The following is a 23,917-nucleotide window of genomic DNA, read 5'->3' on the forward strand; positions in this document are numbered from 1 at the left end:
CGGGGCTCCCCTTTCGCATCTGCTGCGATCAGCTCAGCTGACCGTGGCAGTGCTTGTACTTCTTGCCGCTGCCGCAGGGGCACGGATCGTTGCGGCCCACCTTGGCTTCCTCGCGGGTGACCTGCGAAACGCCATTGCGCTGGGCTTCCACTTCGGCCGCTTCTTCGTCGGCACCGTAGCCACCGGCATTCTGGTGCTGGAACTGCGACTGCAGCAGGCGCGCTTCGGCCTGCTGGCGCTCGGCCTGCTCCAGTGCGGCCACTTCCTCTTCGCTGCGGATCCGCACGCGGGCCAGCAGGGTCACCACTTCGCGCTTGACGTTCTCCAGCATTTCCGAGAACAGCTCGAATGCTTCCTTCTTGTATTCCTGCTTGGGCTGCTTCTGCGCGTAACCGCGCAGGTAGATGCCCTGGCGCAGGTAATCCATGCGGGCCAGGTGCTCCTTCCAGCTCTGGTCGAGCACGGTCAGCATCACGTGCTTCTCCAGCGCGCGCATGGTCTCGTCGCCAACGCCGGCTTCCTTTTCCGCGAAGTGCTCGTCGATGCGAGTCTGTACCTTCTCGGCGATCGCCTCGGCGTCCAGCTCTTCATGCAGCTTGACCAGGCCGGTGACGTCCATCTGCACGCCCAGGTCAGAAGCCAGCGTGGCCTCCAGGCCCGGCAGGTCCCACTGTTCGTCGATCGAGTTCGGCGGCACGAAGCGCGCCACGATGTCGTAGATCACGTCGCCACGGATGCCGTCGACGTTTTCCTTGACCGACTCGGCGTCCAGCAGCTCGTCGCGCTGGGCGTAGATCACCTTGCGCTGGTCGTTGTTGACGTCGTCGAAGTCCAGCAGGTTCTTGCGGATGTCGAAGTTGTGCGCTTCGACCTTGCGCTGCGCCTTTTCGATCTGGCGGCTGACCAGGCGGTCTTCGATGACGTCGTCTTCCTTCATGCCCATCATGCGCATCGCCTTCTGGACCCAGTCCGAGGCGAAGATGCGCATCAGGTTGTCTTCCAGCGACAGGTAGAAGCGGGACGAGCCCGGGTCACCCTGGCGGCCGGAACGACCACGCAGCTGGTTGTCGATACGGCGCGATTCGTGGCGTTCGGTGCCCACGATGTGCAGGCCGCCGGCGGCCTTGACCTGGTCGTGGCGAACCTGCCAGTCGGCCTTGACTTGGGCGCGCTGCTCGGCACTGGCCTCTTCGCCCAGCTCGTGCAGCTGCGCTTCCAGCGAACCGCCGAGCACGATGTCGGTACCGCGACCGGCCATGTTGGTGGCGATGGTCACCGCACCGGGCATGCCGGCGTTGGCGATGATGGTCGCTTCGCGATCATGCTGCTTGGCGTTGAGCACTTCGTGGTGCACGCCGGCCTTGCGCAGGTGCTCGGACAGCATCTCCGAGGTTTCGATCGAGGTGGTGCCGACCAGCACGGGCTGGCCGCGCTTGTTGCACTCCTGGATGTCCAGCAGCACCGCATTGAACTTGCCGTTGCGGTTGAGGAACACCTGGTCCGGCGAGTCCTTGCGGATGGTCGGGCGGTTGGTCGGAATGACCACCACTTCCAGGCCGTAGATGCTCTGGAATTCGTAGGCTTCGGTGTCGGCCGTACCGGTCATGCCGGACAGCTTCTTGTACATGCGGAACAGGTTCTGGAAGGTGATGCTCGCCAGGGTCTGGTTCTCGCGCTGGACCGGCACGCCTTCCTTCGCTTCCACCGCCTGGTGCAGGCCATCCGACCAGCGGCGGCCGGCCAGGGTACGGCCGGTGAATTCGTCCACGATCACCACTTCACCATCGCGCACGATGTAATCCACATCGCGCTGGTAGATGGCATGCGCGCGCAGCGCGGCATTGAGGTGGTGGACCACGGTCAGGTTCTGCGCGGCGTACAGGCCTTCGGTCTCGGCATTGAGGATGCCCGCATCGACCAGCAGCTGCTCGGCATGCTCCATGCCGGCCTCGGACAGGTGCACCTGCTTGCCTTTCTCGTCCACCCAGAAGTCGCCCTCGCCTTCTTCGGCTTCCTGGCGGATCAGGCTGGGCACCACGCGGTTGACGCGGATATACAGCTCCGGGGAGTCGTCGGCCGGGCCGGAGATGATCAGCGGGGTGCGCGCTTCGTCGATCAGGATCGAGTCGACTTCGTCGACGATGGCGTAGTGCAGGCCGCGCTGGTAGCGGTCGGCACGCGACAGCGCCATGTTGTCGCGCAGGTAGTCGAAGCCGAATTCGTTGTTGGTGCCGTAGGTGATGTCGCTGGCGTAGGCCTCGCGCTTGTCGCTGTGCGGCATGCCCGGGTACACCACGCCGACGCTCATGCCCAGCCAGTTGTACAGCTTGCCCATCTGCGCCGAGTCGCGGCGGGCCAGGTAGTCGTTCACGGTCACCACGTGAACGCCCTTGTCTTCCAGCGCGTTGAGGTAGACCGGCAGCGTAGCCACCAGGGTCTTGCCCTCACCGGTACGCATTTCGGCGATCTTGCCCAGGTGCAGGACCATGCCGCCGATCAGCTGCACGTCGTAGTGGCGCATGCCGAGCACGCGGCGGCTGGCCTCGCGGCAGACGGCGAAGGCTTCCGGCAGCACCTTGTCCAGGGCTTCACCGTCAGCGATGCGCTGCTTGAATTCCGGGGTCTTGGCCTTGAGCTGCTCGTCGGAGAGCTTTTCGATTTCCGGCTCCAACGCATTGATCTTGGCGACGATGCGGTTGAGCTGGCGCAGCTGTCGTTCATTACGACTGCCGAAGACGCGGGTAAGCAGGCTGTTGATCATTGAAGGAACCGGTTGGAATGAGACGCCCCAACGGCGACGCTCCCTGGGGAGCCGCCCGCCGCAAACGAAACAGGGCGCATCGCGCCCTGTCTATGGCAACACCCATTGTAGCTTGGGACGAGGGCGCTTGGTTTCAAGCGCCGTCGATCCGCCAGATGGCGCCCTCAGCCGCGGGAAACCCGCCCGACCGGGGTATTGCCGCCATCGCCCAGGAACTTGCGCGGGTTGACCACCTGGCCGCGTTCCCAGACCTCGAAGTGCACGTGGGCACCGGTGGAACGGCCCGTGGAACCGGCCTTGGCCACTTCCTGCCCTGCCCGGACCAGGTCGCCCGGCTTCACCACCAGGCGCGAATTGTGCGCGTAGCGGGTGACATAGCCGTTGCCGTGGTCCACGTCGACCACGTTGCCGTAGCCGCCCTTCACGCCGGCGAAGCTGACCACGCCGTCGGCCACGGACATGACCGGGTCGCCGACCTTGGCGTGGAAGTCCATGCCCTTGTGGGTGGCGGCACCGCGGCCGAACGGATCGCTGCGGGTACCGAAGTTGGAGGTGATGTAGGTGTTGCGGATCGGCATGCGACCCGGCACCGAATTCTGCTCCAGCTGGTGGTCGAACAGCAGCGACTCCATCACCGAGAGCTGGCGGCCTGAAGCAGCGAAGCGCTGCTCCAGCACCTGTAAGTCGGCGTTGACCGCGCTGGCCGGGATGTCCTGGGTAGGGCCAGGCTCGCCTTCACCGAGGCCGGGGGTCTCGTTGAAGTCGAACTCGCCGTCTTCCAGCTTGCCCATCTGGGTCAGCCGTTCGCCCAGGGCGTTCAGCCGGGTGGCCTGCGCCTGCAGCTCGCCCATGCGGGCGGCCAGGGCGTTCACCTGAGTCTGGGCCTCTGCCCGGGCCTGCACCAGCTCACGTTCCTGCTGGGCGACCTTGGCATGAAGCCGGGAATCATTGAGCTGGCTGCCACCGAAACCGGCACCAACGCCGATCAGGCAACCCAGCCCGAGTACACTGCCCAGCAGGGCGCGGGGCCTGTCTTCGAAGTAAAAACGCAAACGCGTCAGCGGCGTCTTGGCCTTTCCTTCACGCGTTTTGATTACGATCTTTTTGAATGCCATCAGTGAGTTTTCATGTCTGAGCCGAAATCCAGTGCCCGTCCTGCCTCAACGCCGAAACCGGCGTTGGATGCAGTCATGGGAGACAAGGCCGGCAACCCGCTGCGTCGTGCCCTGTGGCTCGACGCGCTGGACCGTCAATTGCGCCCCCATTTGCCTCCCACCCTTGCCACCCGTTGCCGGCTGGCGAATGTGAACGGCGAGCACCTCGTTTTTGTCGTCGAATCTCCTGTCTGGCACGCCAAAGTCCGGCTTGCCGAGGCTCAGTTGATCGACGCGGCCCGGTCCATCGGGCTGAAGGTCACCAAGGTGACCGTCAAAACTGCGTCTGCCCCTCCTCCACGCTCCCCAGCGATCGACAACCGGAATGGCCCCCACGCAGTTTCAGCCGCCACGCACAAAGGGCTACGCGACGCGTTGGCTTGTCTCCAGGACGTGGATTCCTCCAAGTCCTGAAAGCATCGGGGCATCCCGCCCCTTCCTCGCCGTCGTCACGATCATGTGAATCTGGCGGGGAGCCGGGGAGCATCGTAGCTGCCGTTGGCCGTCCAGTCGTTAGTCTTTTATTAAAATTAAGTTAAATCCGGCCCAAAACCGGATCGGGTTCACAAATCCGTGACGCCGGTACGTAGACGGTTCACCGACATCAAGATCACGCGGCGTTAACCCCGAAAACGCAAAACGGCGCCGAAGCGCCGCAAATAACCGAATAAAATCAACACCCTACGGTGGAGAGCCACCCCATGGGTGGCTGCAAGGGCCGGGCACCCGATCAAGCGTAAGCCGGCACCCCATACACCACCGGCGCCGCATCGGCCGCCGCGTCATAGCTCACCCACTCCCACGCCGAGGCATCTGCCAGCAGCGCGCGGACCAGCTTGTTGTTGAGCGCGTGGCCCGACTTGAAGCCTTCGTAGGCGCCCAGCACCTGGCCGCCGGCGAGGTACAGATCGCCGATCGCATCGAGGATCTTGTGGCGCACGAACTCGTCGGCATAACGCAGGCCGTCGTCGTTGAGCACGCGGAATTCGTCGAGCACGATGGCGTTGTCCATCGAACCGCCCAAGCCCAGGTTGCGCTCGCGCATGTACTCCAGGTCGCGCATGAACCCGAAGGTGCGCGCGCGGGAGATTTCCTTGGTGTAGGCCGCCGTGGAGAACTCGATCTCGGCGCGCGACTGCTTGGCCGGGATCATCGGGTGGTCGAACTGGATGGTGAAACCGAGCTTGTAGCCCTCATAGGGCTCGAAGCGGGCGACCTTGTCGCCTTCGGTGACTTCCACCGTCTTGAGAATGCGGATGAAACGCTTGGCCTTGTTCTGTTCGGCAATCCCCGCCGACTGCAGCAGGAACACGAACGGGCCCGAGGAACCGTCCATGATCGGCAGCTCGGCCGAGGACAGTTCCACGATGATGTTGTCCACACCGAGACCGGCCAGGGCCGACATCAGGTGTTCGACGGTCTGGATCTTGGCGTCGTTGCAGGTCAGCCCGGTGCACAGGGTGACTTCGGTGACCAGGTCGGCACGTGCGGGCACTTCCACCACCGGGTCCAGATCCACGCGCCGGAACACGATGCCATGGTCGACCGGTGCCGGGCGCAGGGTCATGTAGACCTTGTCACCGCTGTGCAGGCCAACGCCGGTGGCGCGGATCGTGTTCTTGAGGGTGCGTTGCGGAATCATGGGGGCCCAACCGGGAAAGCGCGCAGTCAGCGCGACAGTGACAAACAAGAATAACACGCAGTACCACCCCTCCTTTCTGAACCGGAGGCGGCAGACTGCCGGGCCTATCCTGGCCCGGCAGCAAGGGACATGGAGGCGCTTACCGGGGAGGACAAGACCCCGGCCGGCACTCCTCAGTCCGCCTGGCGGCGCAGGAACGCCGGGATGTCCAGGTAATCGTTGGGCAGTTCAGCCGTTGCCGGGCCCGATGCCGAGGGAGCCGAGGCCGCCACGGTGTCCGCGCTCGGACGACGCAGGCCCAGGCCCATGCCGCCGACGGCCTTGGACACGGCGTCGCCGCCATTGTCGAAGTCACCGAATTCCGGCTGGCCGGTGGTGGCATTGCGGACCAGCTTGATCGGCGCGCGCTCGCCCGGACGCTGGGTCTTGGCAGCCACGGCACGGTTCAGGCCGGTGGCCACGACGGTCACGCGGACTTCGTCCTGCATGTCCGGATCCAGCACGGTACCGACCACCACGGTGGCATCTTCAGACGCGAAGCCATCGATGGTGCGGCCGATCTCGTCGAACTCGGCCATGGTGAAGTCGGCGCCGGCGGTGATGTTGACCAGGATGCCGTTGGCACCGGCCAGGTTCACATCGTCCAGCAGCGGGTTCTGGATGGCGGCTTCGGCAGCGGCCTGGGCGCGGTCATCGCCACGCGCGGTGCCGGTACCCATCATCGCCAGACCCATTTCGGACATGACGGTGCGCACGTCGGCGAAGTCGACGTTGATCAGGCCCGGACGCACGATCAGGTCGGCGATGCCCTGCACGGCGCCCTGGAGGACGTCGTTGGCGGCACGGAAGGCCTGGATCATGGTGGCGTTGCGGCCCAGCACGGTGATCAGCTTTTCGTTCGGAATGGTGATCAGCGAGTCGCAGTGCTGGCTCAGTTCTTCGATGCCCTTCAGCGCAACCTGCATGCGGCGACGGCCTTCGAACGGGAACGGCTTGGTGACCACGGCGACGGTCAGGATGCCCATCTCCTTGGCCAGCTGTGCCACCACCGGCGCAGCGCCGGTACCGGTGCCGCCGCCCATGCCGGCGGTGATGAACACCATGTCGGCGCCCTGCAGGGCGTCCATGATGCGCTCGCGGTCTTCCAGTGCGGCCTGGCGGCCCACTTCCGGGTTCGCGCCTGCGCCCAGGCCCTTGGTGACGTTGGTACCCAGCTGCAGCTGCAGCTTGGCACCGCAATTCTTGATGGCCTGCGAGTCGGTGTTGGCGGTGATGAATTCCACGCCGTCCACGCTGGTGCTGACCATGTGCGCCACGGCGTTGCCGCCGCCGCCGCCCACGCCGATCACCTTGATCACCGCATTGGGTGCCATCTTTTCAATCAGTTCGAAATGCGCCATGTCCGTGTCCTCGTTATATCCGCTTCTGGTGGCATGGGCGTCCAGGCGTCCTGCCTTCGCGCTGCATGTTGCCGTTGCGGCTGTGTGGGTTATGTGTTGCCGTTGGTGCGTTGTGTTGCGGGTGTTGCTTAGAACTCGCCCCTGAACCAGGTTTTGAGTTTCTTGAACATGCTGCCCGCGCGGCCGGTAGGCAGCGACGGACGGCGGGGGTGTTCGATCTGGCTGCCCATCAGCAGCAGACCCACGCCCGTGGCGTGGACCGGGTTGCCGACGACTTCGCCCAGGCCGGTGACGTGCTGCGGAATGCCCACGCGTACCGGCATCTGCAGCATTTCTTCGGCAAGCTCGACCACGCCTTCCATCTTCGAGGCACCGCCGGTGAGCACCATGCCGGCACGCACCAGTTCCTCGAAGCCGGAGCGGCGCAGTTCGGCCTGCACCATCTCGAAAATTTCCTCGTAACGACCCTGCACCGCCTGCGCTAGCGCGTGGCGCGGCATGCGGCGCGGCGGCCGGTCACCGACGCTGGGCACCTGGATGCTTTCCTCGGCGGTGGCCAGCTGGGCCAGGGCGCAGGCATAGCGCACCTTGATCTGCTCGGCTTCCGGGGTCGGGGTACGCAGCATGTGCGCGATGTCGTTGGTGACGTGGTCGCCGGCGATCGGCAGCGATGCGGTGTGGCAGATCGCGCCCTGCACGAACACGGCCAGGTCAGTGGTGCCCGCGCCCATGTCGACCAGCACCACGCCCAGCTCGCGCTCGTCGGCGGTCAGCACGGCCACGCTGGAGGCCAGCGAGGACAGCACCAGATCGTCCACCTGCAGGCCACAGCGCTGCACGCACTTGCTGATGTTGGCCGCGGCCGACTGCGCGCACACCACCAGGTGCGCATGCACCTCCAGGCGCACGCCGGTCATGCCGACCGGGTTGCGGATGCCTTCCTGCGAATCATCCAGCACGTACTCGCGCGGGATGGCATGCAGGATCTTCTGGTCGGCGGGAATGGCGACCGCCTTGGCCGCGTCGAGCACGCGGTCCAGGTCGCCCCAGGTCACTTCACCGTCGCGGATCGGCACGATGCCCGGCGAATTCTTGCACTGCACGTGGTTGCCGGAAATGGAGGCGTACACCGAGCGGATCTCGCAGCCGGCCATCAGCTCGGCCTCTTCGACCGCGCGCTGGATCGACTGCACGGTCGATTCGATATCCACCACCACGCCGCGCTTGAGCCCGCGCGACTCATGCGAGCCGATGCCGATCACCTCGATGGGATTGCCCGGCGAATACTCGCCGACCAGCGCCACCACCTTGGAGGTGCCGATATCCAGCCCGACGATCAGCGATTTGTCACCCTTGCGATTCATGTCCTGTCCTGCGTCCTGTGCGCCACATTGGCCGGCGCGGCCGGGGCCGGGGTACCCCAGCTCAGCGTGAAACCATTGGTATATCGGAGGTCGGCGCGTTCGATCGGCACCTGCTGGTTGGCCAGCTGCGGCAGCACGCGCACGAAGCGCTGCAGGCGCGAGCGTGCATCGTCGCGGCCCACCACCACTTCGGTGCCGTTGCTCAACAGCAGCGACCAGCTGCCGCGCGCATCCATGCGCACCCGGGTCACGTCGACCCCGGCCGGTGCGAACAGCGCGCGTGCGTCGTTGTAGAGCGCCACCACTTCTTCGGTCTGGGTGTCCGGACCTTCGAGGTCCGGCAGCGCCAGGTCCTGCAGCTTCTGCGGCGTGGCGAACAGCTTGCCCTGCTCGGACAGCAGCCGGTCCTTGCCCCAGCGCGCGAACGGCTTGTGCTCGACCAGGGTGATTTCCAGCACGTCCGGCCACTGCTTGCGGACCTGCGCGCTCTCCACCCAGGGCAGCGTTTCGATTGCGTCCTGGGCGTCCTGCAGCTTGACCGCGAAGAAGCCCGACTTCGCATACGGCAGCACCACCTGCTGCAGCTGTTCGGCCGGCACCCGCTTGAATTCGCCGTGCACGCGCAGCTTGGCCAACGGCCAGCGTTCGGCACCGACCCAGCCGTTGAGCACCGCCACCACGGGCAGCGCCACCAGCGACAGGGCCAGCAACCAGACGAAGATGCGCAGCACCGCGTTCATGCGTGGGCAGTCTCCATGGCGGCGTCCTGCGGCAGCACCAGGGTCTGTTCCAGCACGCGCCAGACCAGCTCTTCAAAGCCGATGCCGGCCTGACCGGCCGCCTTGGGCACCAGCGAATGGCTGGTCATGCCCGGCGCGGTGTTCACTTCCAGCAGGAAGAAGCGGCCGCTGCTGCGGTCACGCATCACGTCCACGCGGCCCCAGCCACGGCAGCCGGCGGCGCGGAAGGCGGCCAGCGCGATGCGGCGGATCTCGGCCTCATCGCCGCCGTCCAGGCCGGGGCACAGGTACTGGGTGTCCTCGGCGATGTACTTGGCGTTGTAGTCGTACCACTGGCCCTTGGGCACGATGCGGATCGACGGCAGCGCCTGGTCGCCCAGGATCGCCACGGTCAGCTCGTCGCCCACCACCATCTGTTCCATCAGCAGCTGGCCGTCATAGCGCGCGGCCAGGGCCACGGCGTCGTCCAGGCCGGCATCGTCGGTGACCCGGCTGATGCCCACGCTGGAACCTTCGTTGGCGGGCTTGACCACCACCGGCAGGCCAAGCTCGGCCGCCAGGGCGTGCACGGTGGTGCTGTCCACCTTCCGGTACTGCGGGGTGGGCAGGCCGAGCGACAGCCACACCTGCTTGGTGCGGATCTTGTCCATGCTCAAAGCAGAACCCAGCACGTTCGAGCCGGTGTACGGCACACCGAAGGCCTCCATCAGGCCCTGCACGATGCCGTCCTCACCGCCACCGTTGTGGCCGTGCAGGATGTTGAAGACGCGGTCGAAGCGCTTTTCCACCAGCGCACGCGCCAGCGCCGGGATGCCGTCCACCGCGACGGCGTCGACGCCGCGCGCGCGCAGCGCCTCGATCACGTTGCGACCGGAATCGAGCGAGACCTCGCGTTCGCTGGAGGTGCCGCCCAGCAGCACGGCAACCCGGCCGAACAGGGCCGGGTCGGTCACGCGCAGCGGCGGGAAGTGGATCGTGTTCATGCCGCAGGGGTCTCCTTGAAGCCGTCGGTCGCCAGGTGCTGGGCGACATAGCCGATGTCGCCGGCGCCCATCAGCAGCAGCAGGTCGCCGTCCTGCAGCACGTCGGGCAGCACGTGCGAGAGCTCGGCGGCTTGGCCGACCACCACCGGTTCGCTGCGGCCACGCGCGCGGATGGCGCGGGCCAGCGAGCGCGCGTCGGCACCCGGGATCGGTGCTTCGCCGGCCGGGTAGACCTCGCACAGCACCAGCGCGTCGACCTCGGACAGCACCGCGGCGAACGCATCGAACTGGTCGCGGGTACGGCTGTAGCGATGCGGCTGGAACGCCACCACCAGGCGCTGGTCCGGCCAGCCGCCACGCGCGGCGGCGAACACGGCCGCCAGTTCACGCGGATGGTGGCCGTAGTCGTCGATCACGCGCACCTTGGCGCCGCTGGGCGTAGTGGCGATGCCCAGGTCGTTGAAGCGACGGCCGATGCCGGCGAAGCTTTCCAGCGCGCGGGCGATGGCGTCCGGCGCCACGCCCAGCTGCCAGCCCACAGCGGCCGCGGCGAGTGCATTGAGCACGTTGTGCGCGCCCGGCAGGGCCAGCGTGACCGGGTAGCTGCTGCCTTCGGGCAGGCGCAGGGTGAAGTGCATGCGCGGGCCGTCCTGGACCACGTCTTCGGCGCGCACGTCGGCATTGCTGCTCATGCCATAGCTCATGACATGGCGCGGCGTCTGCGCGGCCAGCGCGGCCACTTCCGGATCGTCGATGCACAGCACCGCCAGCCCGTAGAACGGCAGGCGCTGCAGGAATTCGGCGAACGCGGCCTGGACCCGGGCGAAATCGTTGCCGTAGTTTTCCAGGTGGTCCGCATCAATGTTCGTGATGACCGACACCAGCGGGTTCAGGCGCAGGAAGCTGCCGTCGCTTTCGTCGGCCTCGGCCACCAGCCACTGGCCACCGCCAAGCTTGGCGTTGGCACCGGCCGCCAGCAGCTGGCCACCGATGACGAAGGTCGGGTCCAGTCCGCCCTCGCTCAGTACCGCCGCGGTGAGGCTGGTGGTGGTGGTCTTGCCGTGCGTGCCGGCCACCGCGATGCCGCGGCGGAAGCGCATCAGTTCGGCCAGCATGGCCGCGCGCGGCATGATCGGAATGCGCTGGCTGCGCGCTTCCATCAGCTCGGGGTTGTCGTCGCGGATCGCGCTGGAGACCACCACGCAGTCGGTGCCCAGCACGTTGGCGGCCGAGTGGCCGCGCATCACGCGTGCGCCCAAGCCCGCCAGGCGACGGGTGGCCGCATTGTCTGCGTTGTCCGAGCCGGACACTTCATAGCCCAGCGTCAGCATCACCTCGGCGATGCCGCTCATGCCGGTGCCGCCGATGCCGACGAAGTGCACGCGCGGGAACGCGCGGACCAGGTCGTTGGTGTCGTGAAGGCGGCGGATCATGCGCGGCCTCGCGTCGGGCTTGCGCCATGGCGCGGTGCGGTGTTCATTTGGATTCCTCGAGAATGATGTCGGCGATGCGTTCGGCCGCATCGACCTTGGCCAGTGCACGCGCGGCCGTGGCCATCTGCATGCGTCGGGCCGGATGTTCGGACAGATCACGCAGCACGCCCTGCAGCTGCGTGGCCAGCGTGTCGTCCTGCTTCAGCAGCACCGCCGCGCCGCGCTCCACCAGGTATTCCGCGTTGCGGGTCTGGTGGTCGTCGACGGCGGCCGCGAACGGCACCAGCACGCTGCCGATGCCGACCGCACACAGTTCGGCCAGGGTCGACGCGCCCGAGCGGCACACCACCAGGTCGGCCCAGGCGAATGCCTCGGCCATGTCGGCGATGAACGGCTCCACGCGCGCGCTGACGCCGGCGTCCTGGTAGGCGGTGAGCGCCTCGGCGTGCAGCTTCTCGCCGCTCTGGTGGCGCACGTCCACCGCCACGCTGCTGCCCAACGCGGCCAGTGCCTTCGGCACGGCATTGTTGAGCGCGCGTGCGCCCTGGCTGCCACCGAGCACCAGCACCCGCAGGGGGCCCTGGCGGCCGGCGAGCCGCTGTTCCGGCGCGGCGACGGCGGCGATCTCGGCGCGGACCGGATTGCCCACCGCCTCTTCGCGCTGGGCGAAGCTGCCCGGGAACCCGGTCAGCACGCGGCGCGCGAAGCGCGACAGCACGCGGTTGGTCAGGCCCGGTGCGCGGTTCTGTTCGTGCACCAGCAACGGCAGGCCGTGCAGGCGCGCGGCCAAGCCGCCAGGACCGGAGGCGAAGCCGCCGAACGCGATCACCGCACGCGGCTGGCGGTCGCGGATCAGGAAGCCCGCCGCGCGCACGGCGCGCAGCAGGCGGCCCGGCGCGGTCAGCAGCGCCAGCTTGCCCTTGCCACGCAGGCCACTGATGGCCAACGTGTCGATGTGGATGTCGTGCTGCGGCACCAGGCGGGTTTCCATACCGCCTTCGCTGCCCAGCCAGGTCACGGGAATGCCACGCTCGCGCAGCACCTTGGCCACGGCAAGGCCGGGGAAGATGTGCCCGCCGGTACCGCCGGCCATGATCATCACCGGGCGCTGGAGGTTCGGGGCGCTCATCCCATCCTCCCCAGGGTCGGTTCAATGCGCTGCTGCATGCGGCTGGTGCCACGCGGCGCGCTGTCGCGCGCTGCCGACGCACTGGGTGCGGCATCCGCCATCGCGGCGGCGTTGGCCGGCACCTCGACGCGCTCTGCGGGTTCGTCATGCTCGCTCGCGCACATGCGTACCGCCTGGCGGCGCTCGGCGCGGTCCAGCTCATACGACACGCGCAGCAGCAGGCCCATCGCCACGCAGGTCATCAGCACGCTGGAACCACCAGCGGAGATCAGCGGCAGGGTCAGGCCCTTGGTCGGCAGGATGCCGAGGTTGACCCCGATCGAGACGAAGCTCTGCATGCTCACCCACAGGCCGATGCCGAAGGCGATGTAGCCGGAGAAGTGGCGCTTCATTTCCACGCAGCGCATGCCGATCCAGAACGCGCGGCCGGCCAGCAGCGCGTACAGGCCCACGATCAGGCAGGTACCGACGAAGCCCAGCTCTTCGGCGGTGACGGAGAAGATGAAGTCGGTATGCGCTTCGGGCAGGTAGTACAGCTTCTGCACCGAGTTGCCCAGGCCCACGCCGGTCCACTCGCCACGGCCGACGGCCATCAGCGCGTTGGACAGCTGGTAGCCATCACCCTGCTGGTCGGCCCACGGGTCCCAGAACGAGGTGATGCGGCGCATGCGATACGGTTCGATGATGGCCAGCGCGCTCATCGCGACCAGGCCGAACACGATCGGCATCGACATGCGTGGCAGGTTCACCCCGCCCAGCACCAGCATGCCGGCGGTGATCGCCAGCAGCAGGGTGGAGGAGCCGAAGTCGGGCTGCAACAGCAGCAGCACCACCAGCGCGCCGGCCACGCCCAGCGGCTTGAGCATCGCCGGCCAGGTCGCATTGACCTCGTCGCGGAAGCGTACCAGGTAGCTCGAGAGCCACACGATGTAGAGCACCTTCACCGCTTCGACGGTCTGGAACTTGGAGAAGCCCAGGTTGATCCAGCGTCGTGCACCGTTGACGCTGCTGCCCAGGCCCGGAATGAACACCACCAGCAGCAGCGCGAAGCAGCCCAGCAGCAGGATCTGGTTGTACTGCTCGATGCTCTTCAGCTCGGTGCGCATGGCGACGGCGGCCAGCGCGATACCAACCGCCAGGAAGATCAGATGGCGGTTGAGGTAATAGAACGGGCTGCTCATCAGCGCGATCGAGCTCGACGCGACCATCACCACGCCCAGCCCGGTGAGCGCGATGATCGCGCCCAGCAGCCACGGATCAAAGCGGCCTCCGATGGCTTCTAGGCGGGTTGCCTGGCGCGACAGGTCATTCATCAGCGGACCTTCAACGTGGCAAGGCCGATCAGCACCAGCACCACCGAGATGATCCAGAAGCGCACGATCACGCGCGGCTCGGGCCAGCCCTTCAGTTCGAAGTGGTGATGGATCGGCGCCATCTTGAACACGCGCTTGCCGGTGAGCTTGAACGACGCCACCTGGATCATCACCGACAACGTCTCGATCACGAACACGCCGCCCATGATCACCAGCACCAGTTCCTGGCGGGTAATGACGGCGATGGTGCCGAGCACCGCGCCCAGCGCCAGCGCGCCGATGTCGCCCATGAAGACCATGGCCGGGTAGGTGTTGAACCACAGGAAGCCGAGGCCGGCGCCGGCGATGGCCGCGCAGATGATCACCAGCTCACCCGCACCGGGAATCTGCGGGATCTGCAGGTAGTTGGAGAACACCACGTTGCCCGACGCGTAGGCGAACACGCCCAGCGCGCAGGCGACCAGCACGGTCGGCATGATCGCCAGGCCATCCAGGCCGTCGGTCAGGTTGACCGCGTTGGAGAAGCCGACGATCCAGAAGTAGGCGATGGCCACGAAGCTGATCCCGGCCAGCGGCAGCGCCACGGACTTGAACATCGGGATATAGAAGGTCAGCGCCGCCGGCACATCGGCGGTGTAGAACAGGAACAGGCCCGCGGCCAGGCCGAAGATCGACTGCAGCAGGTACTTCCAGCGCGACTTCAGGCCGTTCGGGTCGCGCCGCACGATCTTGATCCAGTCGTCGTACCAGCCGATGGCGCCGAAGCACAGCATCACCGCCAGCACCACCCACACGTAGCGGTTGCGCAGGTCGGCCCACAGCAGCACCGACAGGGTGATGGTGAGCAGGATCAGCGAGCCGCCCATGGTCGGCGTACCGGCCTTGGAGAAGTGGGTCTGCGGACCATCCTTGCGGATCGGCTGGCCGCCCTTGAACTGGGCCAGCTTGCGGATCATCGCCGGGCCCATCCACAGCGACAGGAACAGCGCGGTAAGCGCGGCAAGAATGCCACGCAGCGTCAGATAGCCGAACAGCCCGAACAGGCTCTCCAATTGCTGCAACCATCGGGCCAGTTCAAGCAACATGGGGGGTTTCCTCTCCTCGCGCCAGCAGCGCTTTTACGATCTTGTCCATGGCGCTGCCGCGCGAGCCCTTGACCAGGCAGCGCACGCCAGCATGCAGTTCGGTGGCCAGCGCGGCGGCCAGGGCGTCGTGGCTCTGGAAGTGATGGCCGCCGTCGCCGAACGCGTGCGATGCCGCCGCGCTCAGCGTGCCCAGCGTGTACAGCCGCTTCAGCCCGGCCTCGCGCGCGCGGCGGCCGGCCTGCGCGTGCAGCGCCTCGCCGTCGGGGCCGAGCTCGCGCATGTCGCCCAGCACCAGCCAGGCCTCGTCCTTCGCCGCCGCCAGCGCGTCGATGGCGGCGGCCAGCGAGCCCGGGTTGGCGTTGTAGCTGTCATCGATCAGCACGGCGCCGCTGGGCAGCCGGTGCGCGATCTGACGGCCAGGCACCGGCTCGGCGTGGGCCAGGCCGGCGGCGATCGACGCCAGGCCGATATCCGCGGCCAGCGCCAGCGAAGCGGCGGCCAGTGCGTTGCTGATGTTGTGCCGGCCCGGCAGTGCCAGCGCGATGTCCACGCTGCCCGCCGGGGTCACCAGCAGGAACTGGCTTCCTGAAGCGGTCGCGCGGATCGCCTGTGCGGTTACGTCCGCACTGTGGTCCAGGCCGTAGCGAAGCACGCGGCTGCGCGGCGGCGTGCCGACGATGTGCTGTTCGAACCAGATGCCGAACGCGTCGTCGGCGTTGATGACCGCCACGCCATCGGCGGGCAACGCGGCATAGATGGCGCCCTTGGTGCTGGCCACGCCCTGCAGGCTGCCCATGCGCTCCAGGTGCGCAGGCGCGATGTTGTTGACCAGCGCGTACTGCGGGCGCGCGATGTCGGTGAGGTAGGCGATGTCGCCCGGCTTGCCGGCACCCATCTCGTAGATGGCGAAGTCGGCGTCTTCCGGGGCGTCGATCACCGCCAGCGGCAGCCCGATCTCGTTGTTGCGGTTGCCCGGGTTGGCGTACACCACCGTCTGCTGCTCGCGCGCGACCTGCTCCAGGATCGCCAGCAGCAGGCTCTTGACGCTGGTCTTGCCGTTGCTGCCAGTGATGGCGAACACGCGGGCGGCGCGGTCGCGCTGCATGCCGGCGGCGATGCGGCCGAGCGCGTGCTCGCTGTCGCCGACCACGATCTGCGGCACCGCCACGTCGAGCAGGCGCTCGACCAGCATGGCGCTGGCCCCCCGGGCGACCGCATCGGCGGCGAAGTCATGCCCGTCGAAACGCTCGCCACGCAGCGCCACGTAAAGGCTGCCCGGGGCCAGGGTGCGGGTGTCGTTGCTGATGGCATCGATGGCGGTGTCTTCGCCATGGATCTCGCCACCGGCCCAGTGGGCGATCAAAGAGAGCGGTGTGCGCTTCACAGCAGGCCCTCCTTCGCGCTGAGCGCGGCCGCAGCCACCAGGGTGTCGTCGAAGTCATGCTTGACCCCGCGCACTTCCTGGTACGGCTCGTGACCCTTGCCGGCCACCAGCACGATGTCACCCGCGCCGGCCAGCTTCACTGCCAGGCCGATCGCGCGCGCGCGGTTGCGCTGCACGGTCACGGCGTCGGGCGCGGTGAACCCGACCAGGATGTCGGCCACGATGCTGTCGCCGTCTTCGCCGCGCGGGTTGTCGTCGGTGACGATCACCTGCTGGGCCAGCCGTTCGGCGATGGCGGCCATCTGCGGGCGCTTGCCGGCATCGCGTTCGCCACCGCAGCCGAACACGCAGAACAGCCTGCCCTGCAGGTGGCCCTGCAGGCTCTGCAGCGCCTGTTCCAGCGCGTCGGGGGTGTGCGCGTAATCGACCACCACGGTCGGCAGGCCGCGCTCGCCGCCGAGTCGGTTCATGCGCCCGGCGATGGGCTGCAGCTGCGAAATCAGCGCCGCGATCGCGTCCGGGGCATGGCCCAGCCCATGCAGCACGCCGGCCACGGCCAACAGGTTGTCCACGTTGAAGCGGCCGAGCAGCGGCGACTGCACCGGGTAGCGCGCACCGTCGACCACCAGGTCGAAGGCGATGCCGCGGCCGTCGAGCCGGGGCGAATCGGCACGCAGCGTGGCCTGCTGCGCACCGCGCGAGCTGACCCCGATGTGGGCGATGCCGGCGTCGACCGTGCGCAGCAGTTCGCTCCCGAAGCTGTCGTCCAGGTTGACCACCGCGGCCTTGAGGCCGGCGCGGTGGAACAGCTTGGCCTTGGCCGCGCCGTACTGGGCCATGTCGCCGTGGTAATCCAGGTGATCGCGGGTGAGGTTGGTGAACACCGCCACGTCGTAGTGCACGGCATCCACGCGGCCCTGGTCGAGCGCGTGCGAGCTGACTTCCATCGCCACCGCACCCGCGCCCTGGTCGCGCAGCTGCGCCAGCACTTCATGCATCTGCAGCACCAGCGGGGTGGTGAAGCCGGTCGGCACCACGTCGCCGTACAGGCCCACGCCGAGCGTGCCGATGCTGCCACTGCGCGTGCCGAGCAGGTGCCAGGCCTGGGCCAGCAGCTGCACGGTGGAGGTTTTGCCGTTGGTGCCGGTCACGCCCACCATGGTCATCGCACGCGATGGGTGGCCGTGGAACTGGTCGGCCATCGCGCCCATGCGCGCGCGCAGGCCGGGCACTGCAATGGCGTCGGCCGGTGCGGGCAGCGCGTCCGGAGCGGGCGGTTCGAACAGGATCGCACTCGCGCCCGCATCACGGGCCTGGTCGACGAAGCCGAGCCCATGCGCGCCGAAGCCGGCAATCGCCACGAAGGCGTTGCCAGGGCGCACGGCACGGCTGTCCAGCACCAGGCCGGTAATGGACGGGTCGTGGCTCAGCGCCACATCGGGAAGCAACTGCGAAAGCAACATCATCTGGCTCATTGCGTGCCTCCCTGTGCGGGCGGCATCGTGGCGTGCGCGCTGGGCAGCGCGGCATCGAATTCGGCGGCGGCATCGGGCGCGGCCACGGTCTCCGCCGGCGGCGGGGTCGGCAGCGACGCGGCGGCGTGCCCCATCTTTCCCGACTGCTGGGCGGCCAGCCAGGAATCGATGTCGTCCGGCGGCACGTCCATCAGGCGCAGTGCGCCTTCCATGACGTTGTGGAACACCGGGGCAGACACCAGGCCGCCGTAGTACTTGCCGGCCTGCGGGTCGTTGATGACGATCACCGTGGCAAAGCGCGGGTTGGTGGCCGGCACCACGCCGGCGAACAACGCGTTGTAATGGCCACGCTCGTAGCCGCCAGGGCCGGCCTTGCGCGCGGTGCCGGTCTTGCCGGCCACGTGGTAGCCCAGCACCGCAGCCTGCTTGGCGCCGCCCTGGGTAACCACCGTTTCCATCATCGCCACCACTTCCTTGGCGACGGCCTCATCGATGATCTGCTTGCCTTCGTTGCGCTGGCCCTTGACGAAGGTCGGCGCGATCAGCTTGCCGCCATTGCCGAGCGCCGAGTAGGCGGTGGCGATCTGCAGCGGCGTGACATTCAGGCCATAGCCGTAGGACATGGTGGTCTTGGACGAGCCGCTCCAGCGCGCCGGGCGCGGCAGTACGCCGGCCGATTCGCCGGGGAAGCCACTGTGCGGGGCCACGCCGTAGCCGAAGCTGTGGACGTGGTCGTAGAAGACCTGGTCCGGCATCTTGGCGGCGATCTTGGCCGCACCGATGTTCGAGCTGCGGGTGATCACGCCGGTGACGTTCAGCACGCCGTTGTTCCGCGGCACGTCCTTGATGGTGTAGCGACCGATCGCCATGTAGCCCGGGTTGGTGTCCACCGTGGTGTCTTTGGTGACCACGCCGGACTGCAGCGCCGAGGCAATGGTCAACGGCTTCATGGTCGAGCCGGGCTCGACCAGATCGGTCACGGCGCGGTTGCGGCGCGTGTCCGGCGCGGCGCCACCGACCGAATTCGGGTTGTAGGTGGGCAGATTGACCATCGCCAGCACTTCGCCGGTGGCCACGTCCATGATGACCATCGAGCCGCCCGCAGCCTTGTTCTCGATCAGCGCGTTGCGCAGCTCCTTGAAGGCCAGGAACTGGATACGGCGGTCGATGCTCAGGGTCAGGTCCTTGCCCGGCTCGGCGGCGCGCAGCAGGTCGCTCTCGACGGTCTCGCCCTTGCGGTTGCGGATCACGCGCTTGGCGCCGGCCTTGCCGCGCAGCCATTCGTCGAAGGCCAGCTCCAGCCCTTCCTGGCCGCGGTCGTCGATATTGGTGAAGCCGAGCACGTGCGCCATCGCCTCACCCTGCGGGTAGAAGCGGCGGAACTCGCGCTGCGAGGCCACGCCCGGAATCTTCAGCGCCACCACCTTCTCCGCCTCGTCCGGATTGATCCGGCGGCGCAGGTACATGAATTCCTTGTCGGCCTTCTGGCTCAGCTTGGACGTCAGTTCGTCCAGCGGCATGCCCAGCGCGTTGGCCAGTTCCGGAATGCGGTCGGGCGAGCGCATCAGCTCCTGCGGATTGACCCAGATCGAGGCGACCGGAGTGGACACCGCCACCGGCTCGCCGTTGCGGTCGGTGATCATGCCGCGCGAGGTGTTGATCGGCAGTTCGCGCAGGTAGCGCGCTTCGCCCTGGCGCTGGTAGAAATCGCTGTTGACCAGCTGCACGTAGGCGGCGCGGCCGACCAGCGATACCGAGCACAGGCCAAGCGCCAGCCCCACCCACTTCAGGCGCTGGCGAAGGTTGAAGCTGTTGCGTGCGCGGTTGCGACCAGACTTGTTCATGGCCGGATCACCACGACGTCGGCCGCTTCGGGGAACTTCATGCCCAGCCGCTCGCGCGCCACGCGATCCACGCGGGTAGCTTCGGCCAGGGTCGCCTGCTCCAGCTGCAGGCGGCCGAATTCGATGTTCAGATCGTCGCGGGCACGCTCCACGCGCGACAGCTCGACGAAGGTCTGGCGGTGCCGGTGGCGCATGAACACCACACCGATCGCCGAGGCGATGGTGCAGGCCAGCAGCACGACCAGCAGCAGGCGGCTCATCCGGCCACCGCGCGCTTTTCGGCCACGCGCAGCACGGCGCTGCGCGAGCGGGGGTTGACCGCCAGTTCGTCGTCCTCGGCCTTGATGGCGCCGCCGATCAGGTCCAGCGTCGGCACGAACGCGGCCAGCTCGGGCAGCCGGCGGTTGGTCGGCGGGGCCTTGGCGTGGCGGTTCATGAACTGCTTGACGATGCGGTCTTCCAGCGAATGGAAGCTGATCACCGCCAGCCGGCCACCGGGCTTGAGCCGCGCCATCGCCGCGTCCAGACCGGCTTCAAGATCAGCCAGTTCGCGGTTGATGTGGACGCGGATGGCCTGGAAGCTGCGCGTGGCCGGGTGGATCTTGTCCTTGCCACGCGGCATCACCGAGGCGATCAGCTCGGCCAGTTCGGCGGTGCGGGTGAACGGCTGCTTGTCGCGGCGCGCGATGATCGCACGGGCGATGCGGCGGCCCTGGCGCTCTTCGCCATAGGTCCACAGCACGTCCATGAGCTCACGCTCTTCCACGCGACTGAGCCACTGCGCCGCGCTTTCGCCGCTGTCCGGGTCCATGCGCATGTCCAGCGGGCCGTCCTTGCCGAAGCTGAAACCACGCTCGGCTACGTCCAGCTGCGGCGAGGACACGCCCAGGTCGAACAGCACGCCGTCCAGGCCTTCGGCGGTTTCAGTCCAGTGCAGCAGGTCGGCGAAGCTGCCACGGAAGATCGAGACGCGCGGATCCGGCGCGAAATCACGCTCGGCTACCGCGATTGCCTCCGGATCCTTGTCCATGACCAGCAGCCGGCCTCCAGGACCGAGTTGCTCGAGCACGCCGCGGGCGTGACCGCCACGACCAAACGTGCCATCGAGATACGTTCCGTTTTCGATCACCCTCAGGCCGTCCAGGACCTGCGTGTACAGCACCGGCAGGTGGCCCGCCGGCGACTGCGACACCGGAAGGTGACCGGTCTGCGCGCCTCCGCGCACCCGGGCACCCCGGGTCACAACTTCAGGTCGAGCAACCCATCGCCCAGATCCCCGTCAGACAACGTCTGCTGGATCAATGCGCGATGAGCCTGCTCGCTCCACAATTCGAATTTGTCGCCCATGCCGAGCAACACCGCCTTCTTTTCAATGCCAACAGCGCCGCGGTGGCTTGCCGGAATACTGATGCGGCCGTTGCCATCCAGCTCCAGATGCGCGGCCGAACCGACCAGCTTCTGTTGCAGCAGGCGCACGACGCGCTGTGTGTTGGGTTTGGCCATGACGTCGTCGCGGACCCGCTCCCACTCCTGTTCGGCGTACAGCCAGAGGCAGCCGGACTCGAAGGGGTTGTAGGTCAGGACCAGGCGGTTGTTGCTCACACGCGCGACGAGGTCGCGATGCGCGGTGGGAACCGCCATGCGTCCTTTATCGTCAACCGTGATGGCCGTCTCGCCTTGAAACACGACGCGTGCACCTTTCCTTCGCCCGGTGAAACATTGAACCACGAAAAACCACAAAAAACCCGGTTTCTCCTCTGTTGCCCACCTTAGCAGTGCCGATTGGGTTGTCAACAACTTTGCGAGCGGTAAATCGCCTTGGACATCAAGGGCTTGCAGCAATGTTTAGAGACTTGTTCAAGGCTTATCCACAAGTTGCTGTTTCGTCTCATTTTTTGAGATTGGGGCGAAGTTCAGGCCTGTGGAGACCGCGTGAAACATCGACGCGCATTCATCGGCAGGGGCGTCGCAAGCGGCCCGTTCCTGCGCAAAAGCTGCACAATGCGTCCATGTGTCTGCTTGCATTGGCCTGGAAGGTCCACCCCCGCTGGCAGTTGCTGATGGCCGGCAACCGCGATGAGTTCCATGCCCGCCCCACGGCGCCGCTGGCGGCCTGGGCGGCCCCGGACGCCGGCCTGCTGGCCGGGCGCGACCTGCGCTCGGGCGGCACCTGGGCCGGCGTGGGTGCCAACGGCCGCATGGCGGTGGTCACCAACGTCCGCGACCCGCTGGCGCGGCAGAGCGGCCCGTCGCGCGGCGCACTGGTCGCCGATTACCTGCGCGCCGACACCCCGGCGGCGGCCTTTGCCGACACCCTGGCCGCCGACGCCCCCGCCTTCGCCCCGTTCAACCTGCTGCTGGCCGACCGCGACAACTGCCAGTTCCTGGGCAACCACCCGTTGCTGCGCCAGCCGCTGGCGCCCGGCATCCATGGCATGTCCAACGGGCCGCTCGACGCGCCCTGGCCGAAGACGCTCGCATTGAATGCCGCGCTGCAGGCCTGGGTGGACGCCGGCCGCGAGGACCTGGCGCCGCTGTGGGCGGCGCTGGCCGACGAAACCCGCGCCGATGACGCCACCCTGCCCGACACCGGTATCGGCCTGGACCGCGAGCGCTGGTTGTCGTCGGCGTTCATCCGCAGCCCCGACTATGGAACGCGCGCGAGCACGATCATCGCGTTGGACGCGGACGGCCAGGGCTTCATCCATGAGCGTCGTTTCGGCCCGGAAGGCGCCTGCATCGGCGACACCCGACTGGCGGTGGGCGCGGCTGTTTCCGCTGTACCGGCGGCCACTGGATCGCCGCTACCGCCCCGGTAATGCGGCGGATGTGCGAAACTGCGCGTGGCGGAGTCGGCCAGACAGTCGCGTCATCCCTTGCGGATGCCGAGGAAAGTCCGGGCTCCATAGGGCAAGGTGCCAGGTAATGCCTGGGCGGCGCGAGCCGACGGAAAGTGCAACAGAAAGATACCGCCTACGTTCCCTTCGGGGAGCCGGTAAGGGTGAAATGGTGCGGTAAGAGCGCACCGCGAGTCTGGCAACAGACCGGCACGGCAAACCCCACCTGGAGCAAGACCAAATAGGGTCCTCATGACGTGGCCCGCGTCGGGACCGGGTAGGTTGCTTGAGCGCTGTGGTGACGCAGCGCCTAGAGGAATGACTGTCCACGACAAAACCCGGCTTATCGGCCGGCTCCGCCCTTCCTTTTGCTCAACACCGGTAGAGCCACCCCATGGGTGGCTGCCGTGCGTTCCGGCACCGCGCTCAGCCACCCATGGGGTGGCTCTACACCGCGTATTGCCCCCCACCGTAGAGCCACCCCATGGGTGGCTGCGCGGGCTCAACCGCCGTACAGCGATTTTCTCGGGGCGCCGGTCAGCTCTGCCGCCAACTTGGCCGCGGTGGACGGCGCCAGATGCTCGCTCAGCTTGGCGTACATCCGACGGCCGGCGGCCAACTGCGCCTCTTCGTCATTCGCGGCGCCCTGCACCATCACCACGAATTCGCCCTTGCGCTGGTTGTCGTCCGCTTCCACCTGCGCCAGCAGGCTGGCCAGGTCGCCATCAAGCACGGTCTCGAACAGCTTGGTCAGTTCGCGCGCCAGCACCGCCGGGCGCTCCGGGCCAAAGGCGGCAACCATGTCCGCCAGGGACTCCGCGATGCGGTGTGAGGATTCGTAGAACACCAGCGTGCGGGTTTCCCCCGCCAGTGCCTGCAACCGTTCGCGGCGGCCGGAGGCCTTCGCCGGCAAAAAGCCTTCAAAGGTGAAGCGGTCACTGGGCAAGCCGGCCACGCTCAAGGCCGCGATCGCCGCGCAGGCGCCCGGTACCGGGCTGACCCGGATGCCGGCCTCGCGCGCCGCCCGCACCAGCCGGTAGCCCGGGTCGCTGACCAGCGGCGTGCCCGCATCGCTGACCAGAGCGAGCGATTCGCCCGCCTGCAGCCGCGCCACGATGCGCTGGGCCAGCGCCTCCTCGTTGTGGTCGTGCAGCGCCACCAGCGGCTGCTGGATGCCGAAGTGCGCCAGCAGCTGGCCACTGCGGCGGGTGTCCTCGGCGCAGATCGCCGCCACCGAGCGCAGCACGTCCTGCGCCCGCGGCGTCAGGTCGGCCAGGTTGCCGATCGGGGTGGCAACGACATACAGCGTGGGGACAGCACTCATCGCAACGGCACTCGCAGGTCAAGGGTAGAATCGTACCGTGTACACGACT

Annotated in this window: 20 protein-coding genes, 1 other RNA gene and 1 pseudogene; 4 read left to right on the top strand and 18 right to left on the bottom strand. The window is 67.4% G+C overall.

Translation table 11 applies throughout. The features are described 5' to 3' along the window. Positions 1 to 28: 28 nt before the first annotated feature. Together secA and ACREPD_RS05160 are read right to left on the bottom strand one after the other, a co-directional pair. Positions 29 to 2,761, bottom strand: a complete 2,733-nt coding sequence (secA, locus tag ACREPD_RS05155; RefSeq protein WP_431598318.1) for a preprotein translocase subunit SecA — start codon at positions 2,759 to 2,761, stop codon at positions 29 to 31. A gap of 164 nt (positions 2,762 to 2,925) precedes the next feature. Then, entirely contained in the window at positions 2,926 to 3,780 is an 855-nt protein-coding gene (locus ACREPD_RS05160; RefSeq protein WP_431598341.1) for a peptidoglycan DD-metalloendopeptidase family protein, read from the bottom strand. Between ACREPD_RS05160 and ACREPD_RS05165 the strand changes: the two genes are divergently transcribed. Both ACREPD_RS05165 and ACREPD_RS05170 read left to right on the top strand, forming a co-directional pair. After that, a complete protein-coding gene (locus tag ACREPD_RS05165) occupies positions 3,694 to 3,882 on the top strand; it encodes a hypothetical protein (protein ID WP_431598343.1) in 189 nt (62 codons plus the stop codon). The two genes, ACREPD_RS05160 and ACREPD_RS05165, sit on opposite strands and share 87 nt — an antisense overlap. 6 nt (positions 3,883 to 3,888) lie before the next feature. Further along, positions 3,889 to 4,329, top strand: a complete 441-nt coding sequence (locus ACREPD_RS05170; RefSeq protein ID WP_421570391.1) for a DUF721 domain-containing protein — start codon at positions 3,889 to 3,891, stop codon at positions 4,327 to 4,329. Positions 4,330 to 4,645: 316 nt separating this feature from the next. Here ACREPD_RS05170 and lpxC read toward each other — a convergent pair whose 3' ends face one another. From lpxC to mraZ, 15 genes and pseudogenes are all read right to left on the bottom strand, one after another. Next, positions 4,646 to 5,557, bottom strand: a complete 912-nt coding sequence (gene lpxC / locus ACREPD_RS05175; protein ID WP_431598319.1) for a UDP-3-O-acyl-N-acetylglucosamine deacetylase — start codon at positions 5,555 to 5,557, stop codon at positions 4,646 to 4,648. Between the two features lie 173 nt (positions 5,558 to 5,730). Beyond that, positions 5,731 to 6,957 (bottom strand): cell division protein FtsZ, encoded by a 1,227-nt coding sequence (ftsZ, locus tag ACREPD_RS05180; protein WP_431598320.1) that lies wholly within the window; start codon positions 6,955 to 6,957, stop codon positions 5,731 to 5,733. 128 nt (positions 6,958 to 7,085) lie between these two features. After that, entirely contained in the window at positions 7,086 to 8,321 is a 1,236-nt protein-coding gene (gene ftsA, locus ACREPD_RS05185) for a cell division protein FtsA (RefSeq protein WP_017355446.1), read from the bottom strand. 62 nt (positions 8,322 to 8,383) lie between these two features. Then, a pseudogene (locus ACREPD_RS05190) lies at positions 8,384 to 9,061 on the bottom strand (cell division protein FtsQ/DivIB); the annotation flags it as partial. After that, a complete protein-coding gene (locus ACREPD_RS05195; RefSeq protein WP_431598321.1) occupies positions 9,058 to 10,044 on the bottom strand; it encodes a D-alanine--D-alanine ligase in 987 nt (328 codons plus the stop codon). The pseudogene ACREPD_RS05190 and the gene ACREPD_RS05195, both read right to left, overlap by 4 nt. Then, positions 10,041 to 11,477 (bottom strand): UDP-N-acetylmuramate--L-alanine ligase, encoded by a 1,437-nt coding sequence (gene murC, locus ACREPD_RS05200; protein WP_421570388.1) that lies wholly within the window; start codon positions 11,475 to 11,477, stop codon positions 10,041 to 10,043. Before murC ends, ACREPD_RS05195 begins: the two co-directional genes overlap by 4 nt. A gap of 43 nt (positions 11,478 to 11,520) precedes the next feature. After that, positions 11,521 to 12,606 (bottom strand): undecaprenyldiphospho-muramoylpentapeptide beta-N-acetylglucosaminyltransferase, encoded by a 1,086-nt coding sequence (gene murG / locus ACREPD_RS05205; protein ID WP_431598322.1) that lies wholly within the window; start codon positions 12,604 to 12,606, stop codon positions 11,521 to 11,523. Continuing rightward, entirely contained in the window at positions 12,603 to 13,919 is a 1,317-nt protein-coding gene (gene ftsW / locus ACREPD_RS05210; protein WP_431598323.1) for a putative lipid II flippase FtsW, read from the bottom strand. Before ftsW ends, murG begins: the two co-directional genes overlap by 4 nt. After that, on the bottom strand, positions 13,919 to 15,004 hold the full coding sequence (gene mraY, locus ACREPD_RS05215; protein ID WP_431598324.1) for a phospho-N-acetylmuramoyl-pentapeptide-transferase: 1,086 nt from the start codon (positions 15,002 to 15,004) through the stop codon (positions 13,919 to 13,921). Before mraY ends, ftsW begins: the two co-directional genes overlap by 1 nt. Then, entirely contained in the window at positions 14,994 to 16,388 is a 1,395-nt protein-coding gene (locus tag ACREPD_RS05220) for a UDP-N-acetylmuramoyl-tripeptide--D-alanyl-D-alanine ligase (protein WP_431598325.1), read from the bottom strand. The genes mraY and ACREPD_RS05220 overlap by 11 nt, the downstream gene beginning before the upstream one ends. Further along, positions 16,385 to 17,863, bottom strand: a complete 1,479-nt coding sequence (locus ACREPD_RS05225) for a UDP-N-acetylmuramoyl-L-alanyl-D-glutamate--2,6-diaminopimelate ligase (RefSeq protein ID WP_431598326.1) — start codon at positions 17,861 to 17,863, stop codon at positions 16,385 to 16,387. The genes ACREPD_RS05220 and ACREPD_RS05225 overlap by 4 nt, the downstream gene beginning before the upstream one ends. Beyond that, positions 17,860 to 19,707, bottom strand: a complete 1,848-nt coding sequence (locus ACREPD_RS05230; protein ID WP_431598327.1) for a peptidoglycan D,D-transpeptidase FtsI family protein — start codon at positions 19,705 to 19,707, stop codon at positions 17,860 to 17,862. Before ACREPD_RS05230 ends, ACREPD_RS05225 begins: the two co-directional genes overlap by 4 nt. After that, positions 19,704 to 19,967 (bottom strand): cell division protein FtsL, encoded by a 264-nt coding sequence (gene ftsL / locus ACREPD_RS05235; protein ID WP_431598328.1) that lies wholly within the window; start codon positions 19,965 to 19,967, stop codon positions 19,704 to 19,706. The genes ACREPD_RS05230 and ftsL overlap by 4 nt, the downstream gene beginning before the upstream one ends. Beyond that, positions 19,964 to 20,932 carry a 16S rRNA (cytosine(1402)-N(4))-methyltransferase RsmH gene (gene rsmH / locus ACREPD_RS05240; RefSeq protein ID WP_431598342.1) on the bottom strand — a complete coding sequence of 323 codons (969 nt, stop codon included), beginning with the start codon at positions 20,930 to 20,932 and terminating at the stop codon, positions 19,964 to 19,966. The genes ftsL and rsmH overlap by 4 nt, the downstream gene beginning before the upstream one ends. A gap of 14 nt (positions 20,933 to 20,946) precedes the next feature. Beyond that, a complete protein-coding gene (gene mraZ, locus ACREPD_RS05245; protein ID WP_259209259.1) occupies positions 20,947 to 21,393 on the bottom strand; it encodes a division/cell wall cluster transcriptional repressor MraZ in 447 nt (148 codons plus the stop codon). Between the two features lie 323 nt (positions 21,394 to 21,716). Between mraZ and ACREPD_RS05250 the strand changes: the two genes are divergently transcribed. After that, positions 21,717 to 22,526, top strand: coding sequence for an NRDE family protein (locus ACREPD_RS05250; protein WP_431598329.1), 810 nt, complete (start codon positions 21,717 to 21,719; stop codon positions 22,524 to 22,526). Positions 22,527 to 22,555: 29 nt separating this feature from the next. Further along, an RNA gene (gene rnpB / locus ACREPD_RS05255) (RNase P RNA component class A) lies at positions 22,556 to 22,906 on the top strand. Positions 22,907 to 23,046: 140 nt separating this feature from the next. Here rnpB and rsmI read toward each other — a convergent pair. After that, on the bottom strand, positions 23,047 to 23,868 hold the full coding sequence (rsmI, locus tag ACREPD_RS05260; protein ID WP_431598330.1) for a 16S rRNA (cytidine(1402)-2'-O)-methyltransferase: 822 nt from the start codon (positions 23,866 to 23,868) through the stop codon (positions 23,047 to 23,049). Between the last annotated feature and the right edge of the window lie 49 nt (positions 23,869 to 23,917).

Source organism: Stenotrophomonas sp. (assembly GCF_050737075.1).
Taxonomy (GTDB): Bacteria; Pseudomonadota; Gammaproteobacteria; order Xanthomonadales; family Xanthomonadaceae; genus Stenotrophomonas.

What these genes read in the sequence shown, in the direction of transcription:
- secA (WP_431598318.1), bottom strand. Translation starts at nt 2,761, where the DNA reads ATGATCAACAGCCTGCTTACCCGCGTCTTCGGCAGTCGTAATGAACGA.
- ACREPD_RS05165 (WP_431598343.1), top strand. Translation starts at nt 3,694, where the DNA reads ATGAAGCCGGGAATCATTGAGCTGGCTGCCACCGAAACCGGCACCAAC.
- ACREPD_RS05170 (WP_421570391.1), top strand. Translation starts at nt 3,889, where the DNA reads ATGTCTGAGCCGAAATCCAGTGCCCGTCCTGCCTCAACGCCGAAACCG.
- lpxC (WP_431598319.1), bottom strand. Translation starts at nt 5,557, where the DNA reads ATGATTCCGCAACGCACCCTCAAGAACACGATCCGCGCCACCGGCGTT.
- ftsZ (WP_431598320.1), bottom strand. Translation starts at nt 6,957, where the DNA reads ATGGCGCATTTCGAACTGATTGAAAAGATGGCACCCAATGCGGTGATC.
- ftsA (WP_017355446.1), bottom strand. Translation starts at nt 8,321, where the DNA reads ATGAATCGCAAGGGTGACAAATCGCTGATCGTCGGGCTGGATATCGGC.
- ACREPD_RS05195 (WP_431598321.1), bottom strand. Translation starts at nt 10,044, where the DNA reads ATGAACACGATCCACTTCCCGCCGCTGCGCGTGACCGACCCGGCCCTG.
- murC (WP_421570388.1), bottom strand. Translation starts at nt 11,477, where the DNA reads ATGATCCGCCGCCTTCACGACACCAACGACCTGGTCCGCGCGTTCCCG.
- murG (WP_431598322.1), bottom strand. Translation starts at nt 12,606, where the DNA reads ATGAGCGCCCCGAACCTCCAGCGCCCGGTGATGATCATGGCCGGCGGT.
- ftsW (WP_431598323.1), bottom strand. Translation starts at nt 13,919, where the DNA reads ATGAATGACCTGTCGCGCCAGGCAACCCGCCTAGAAGCCATCGGAGGC.
- mraY (WP_431598324.1), bottom strand. Translation starts at nt 15,004, where the DNA reads ATGTTGCTTGAACTGGCCCGATGGTTGCAGCAATTGGAGAGCCTGTTC.
- ACREPD_RS05225 (WP_431598326.1), bottom strand. Translation starts at nt 17,863, where the DNA reads ATGAGCCAGATGATGTTGCTTTCGCAGTTGCTTCCCGATGTGGCGCTG.
- ACREPD_RS05230 (WP_431598327.1), bottom strand. Translation starts at nt 19,707, where the DNA reads ATGAACAAGTCTGGTCGCAACCGCGCACGCAACAGCTTCAACCTTCGC.
- ftsL (WP_431598328.1), bottom strand. Translation starts at nt 19,967, where the DNA reads ATGAGCCGCCTGCTGCTGGTCGTGCTGCTGGCCTGCACCATCGCCTCG.
- ACREPD_RS05250 (WP_431598329.1), top strand. Translation starts at nt 21,717, where the DNA reads ATGTGTCTGCTTGCATTGGCCTGGAAGGTCCACCCCCGCTGGCAGTTG.
- rsmI (WP_431598330.1), bottom strand. Translation starts at nt 23,868, where the DNA reads ATGAGTGCTGTCCCCACGCTGTATGTCGTTGCCACCCCGATCGGCAAC.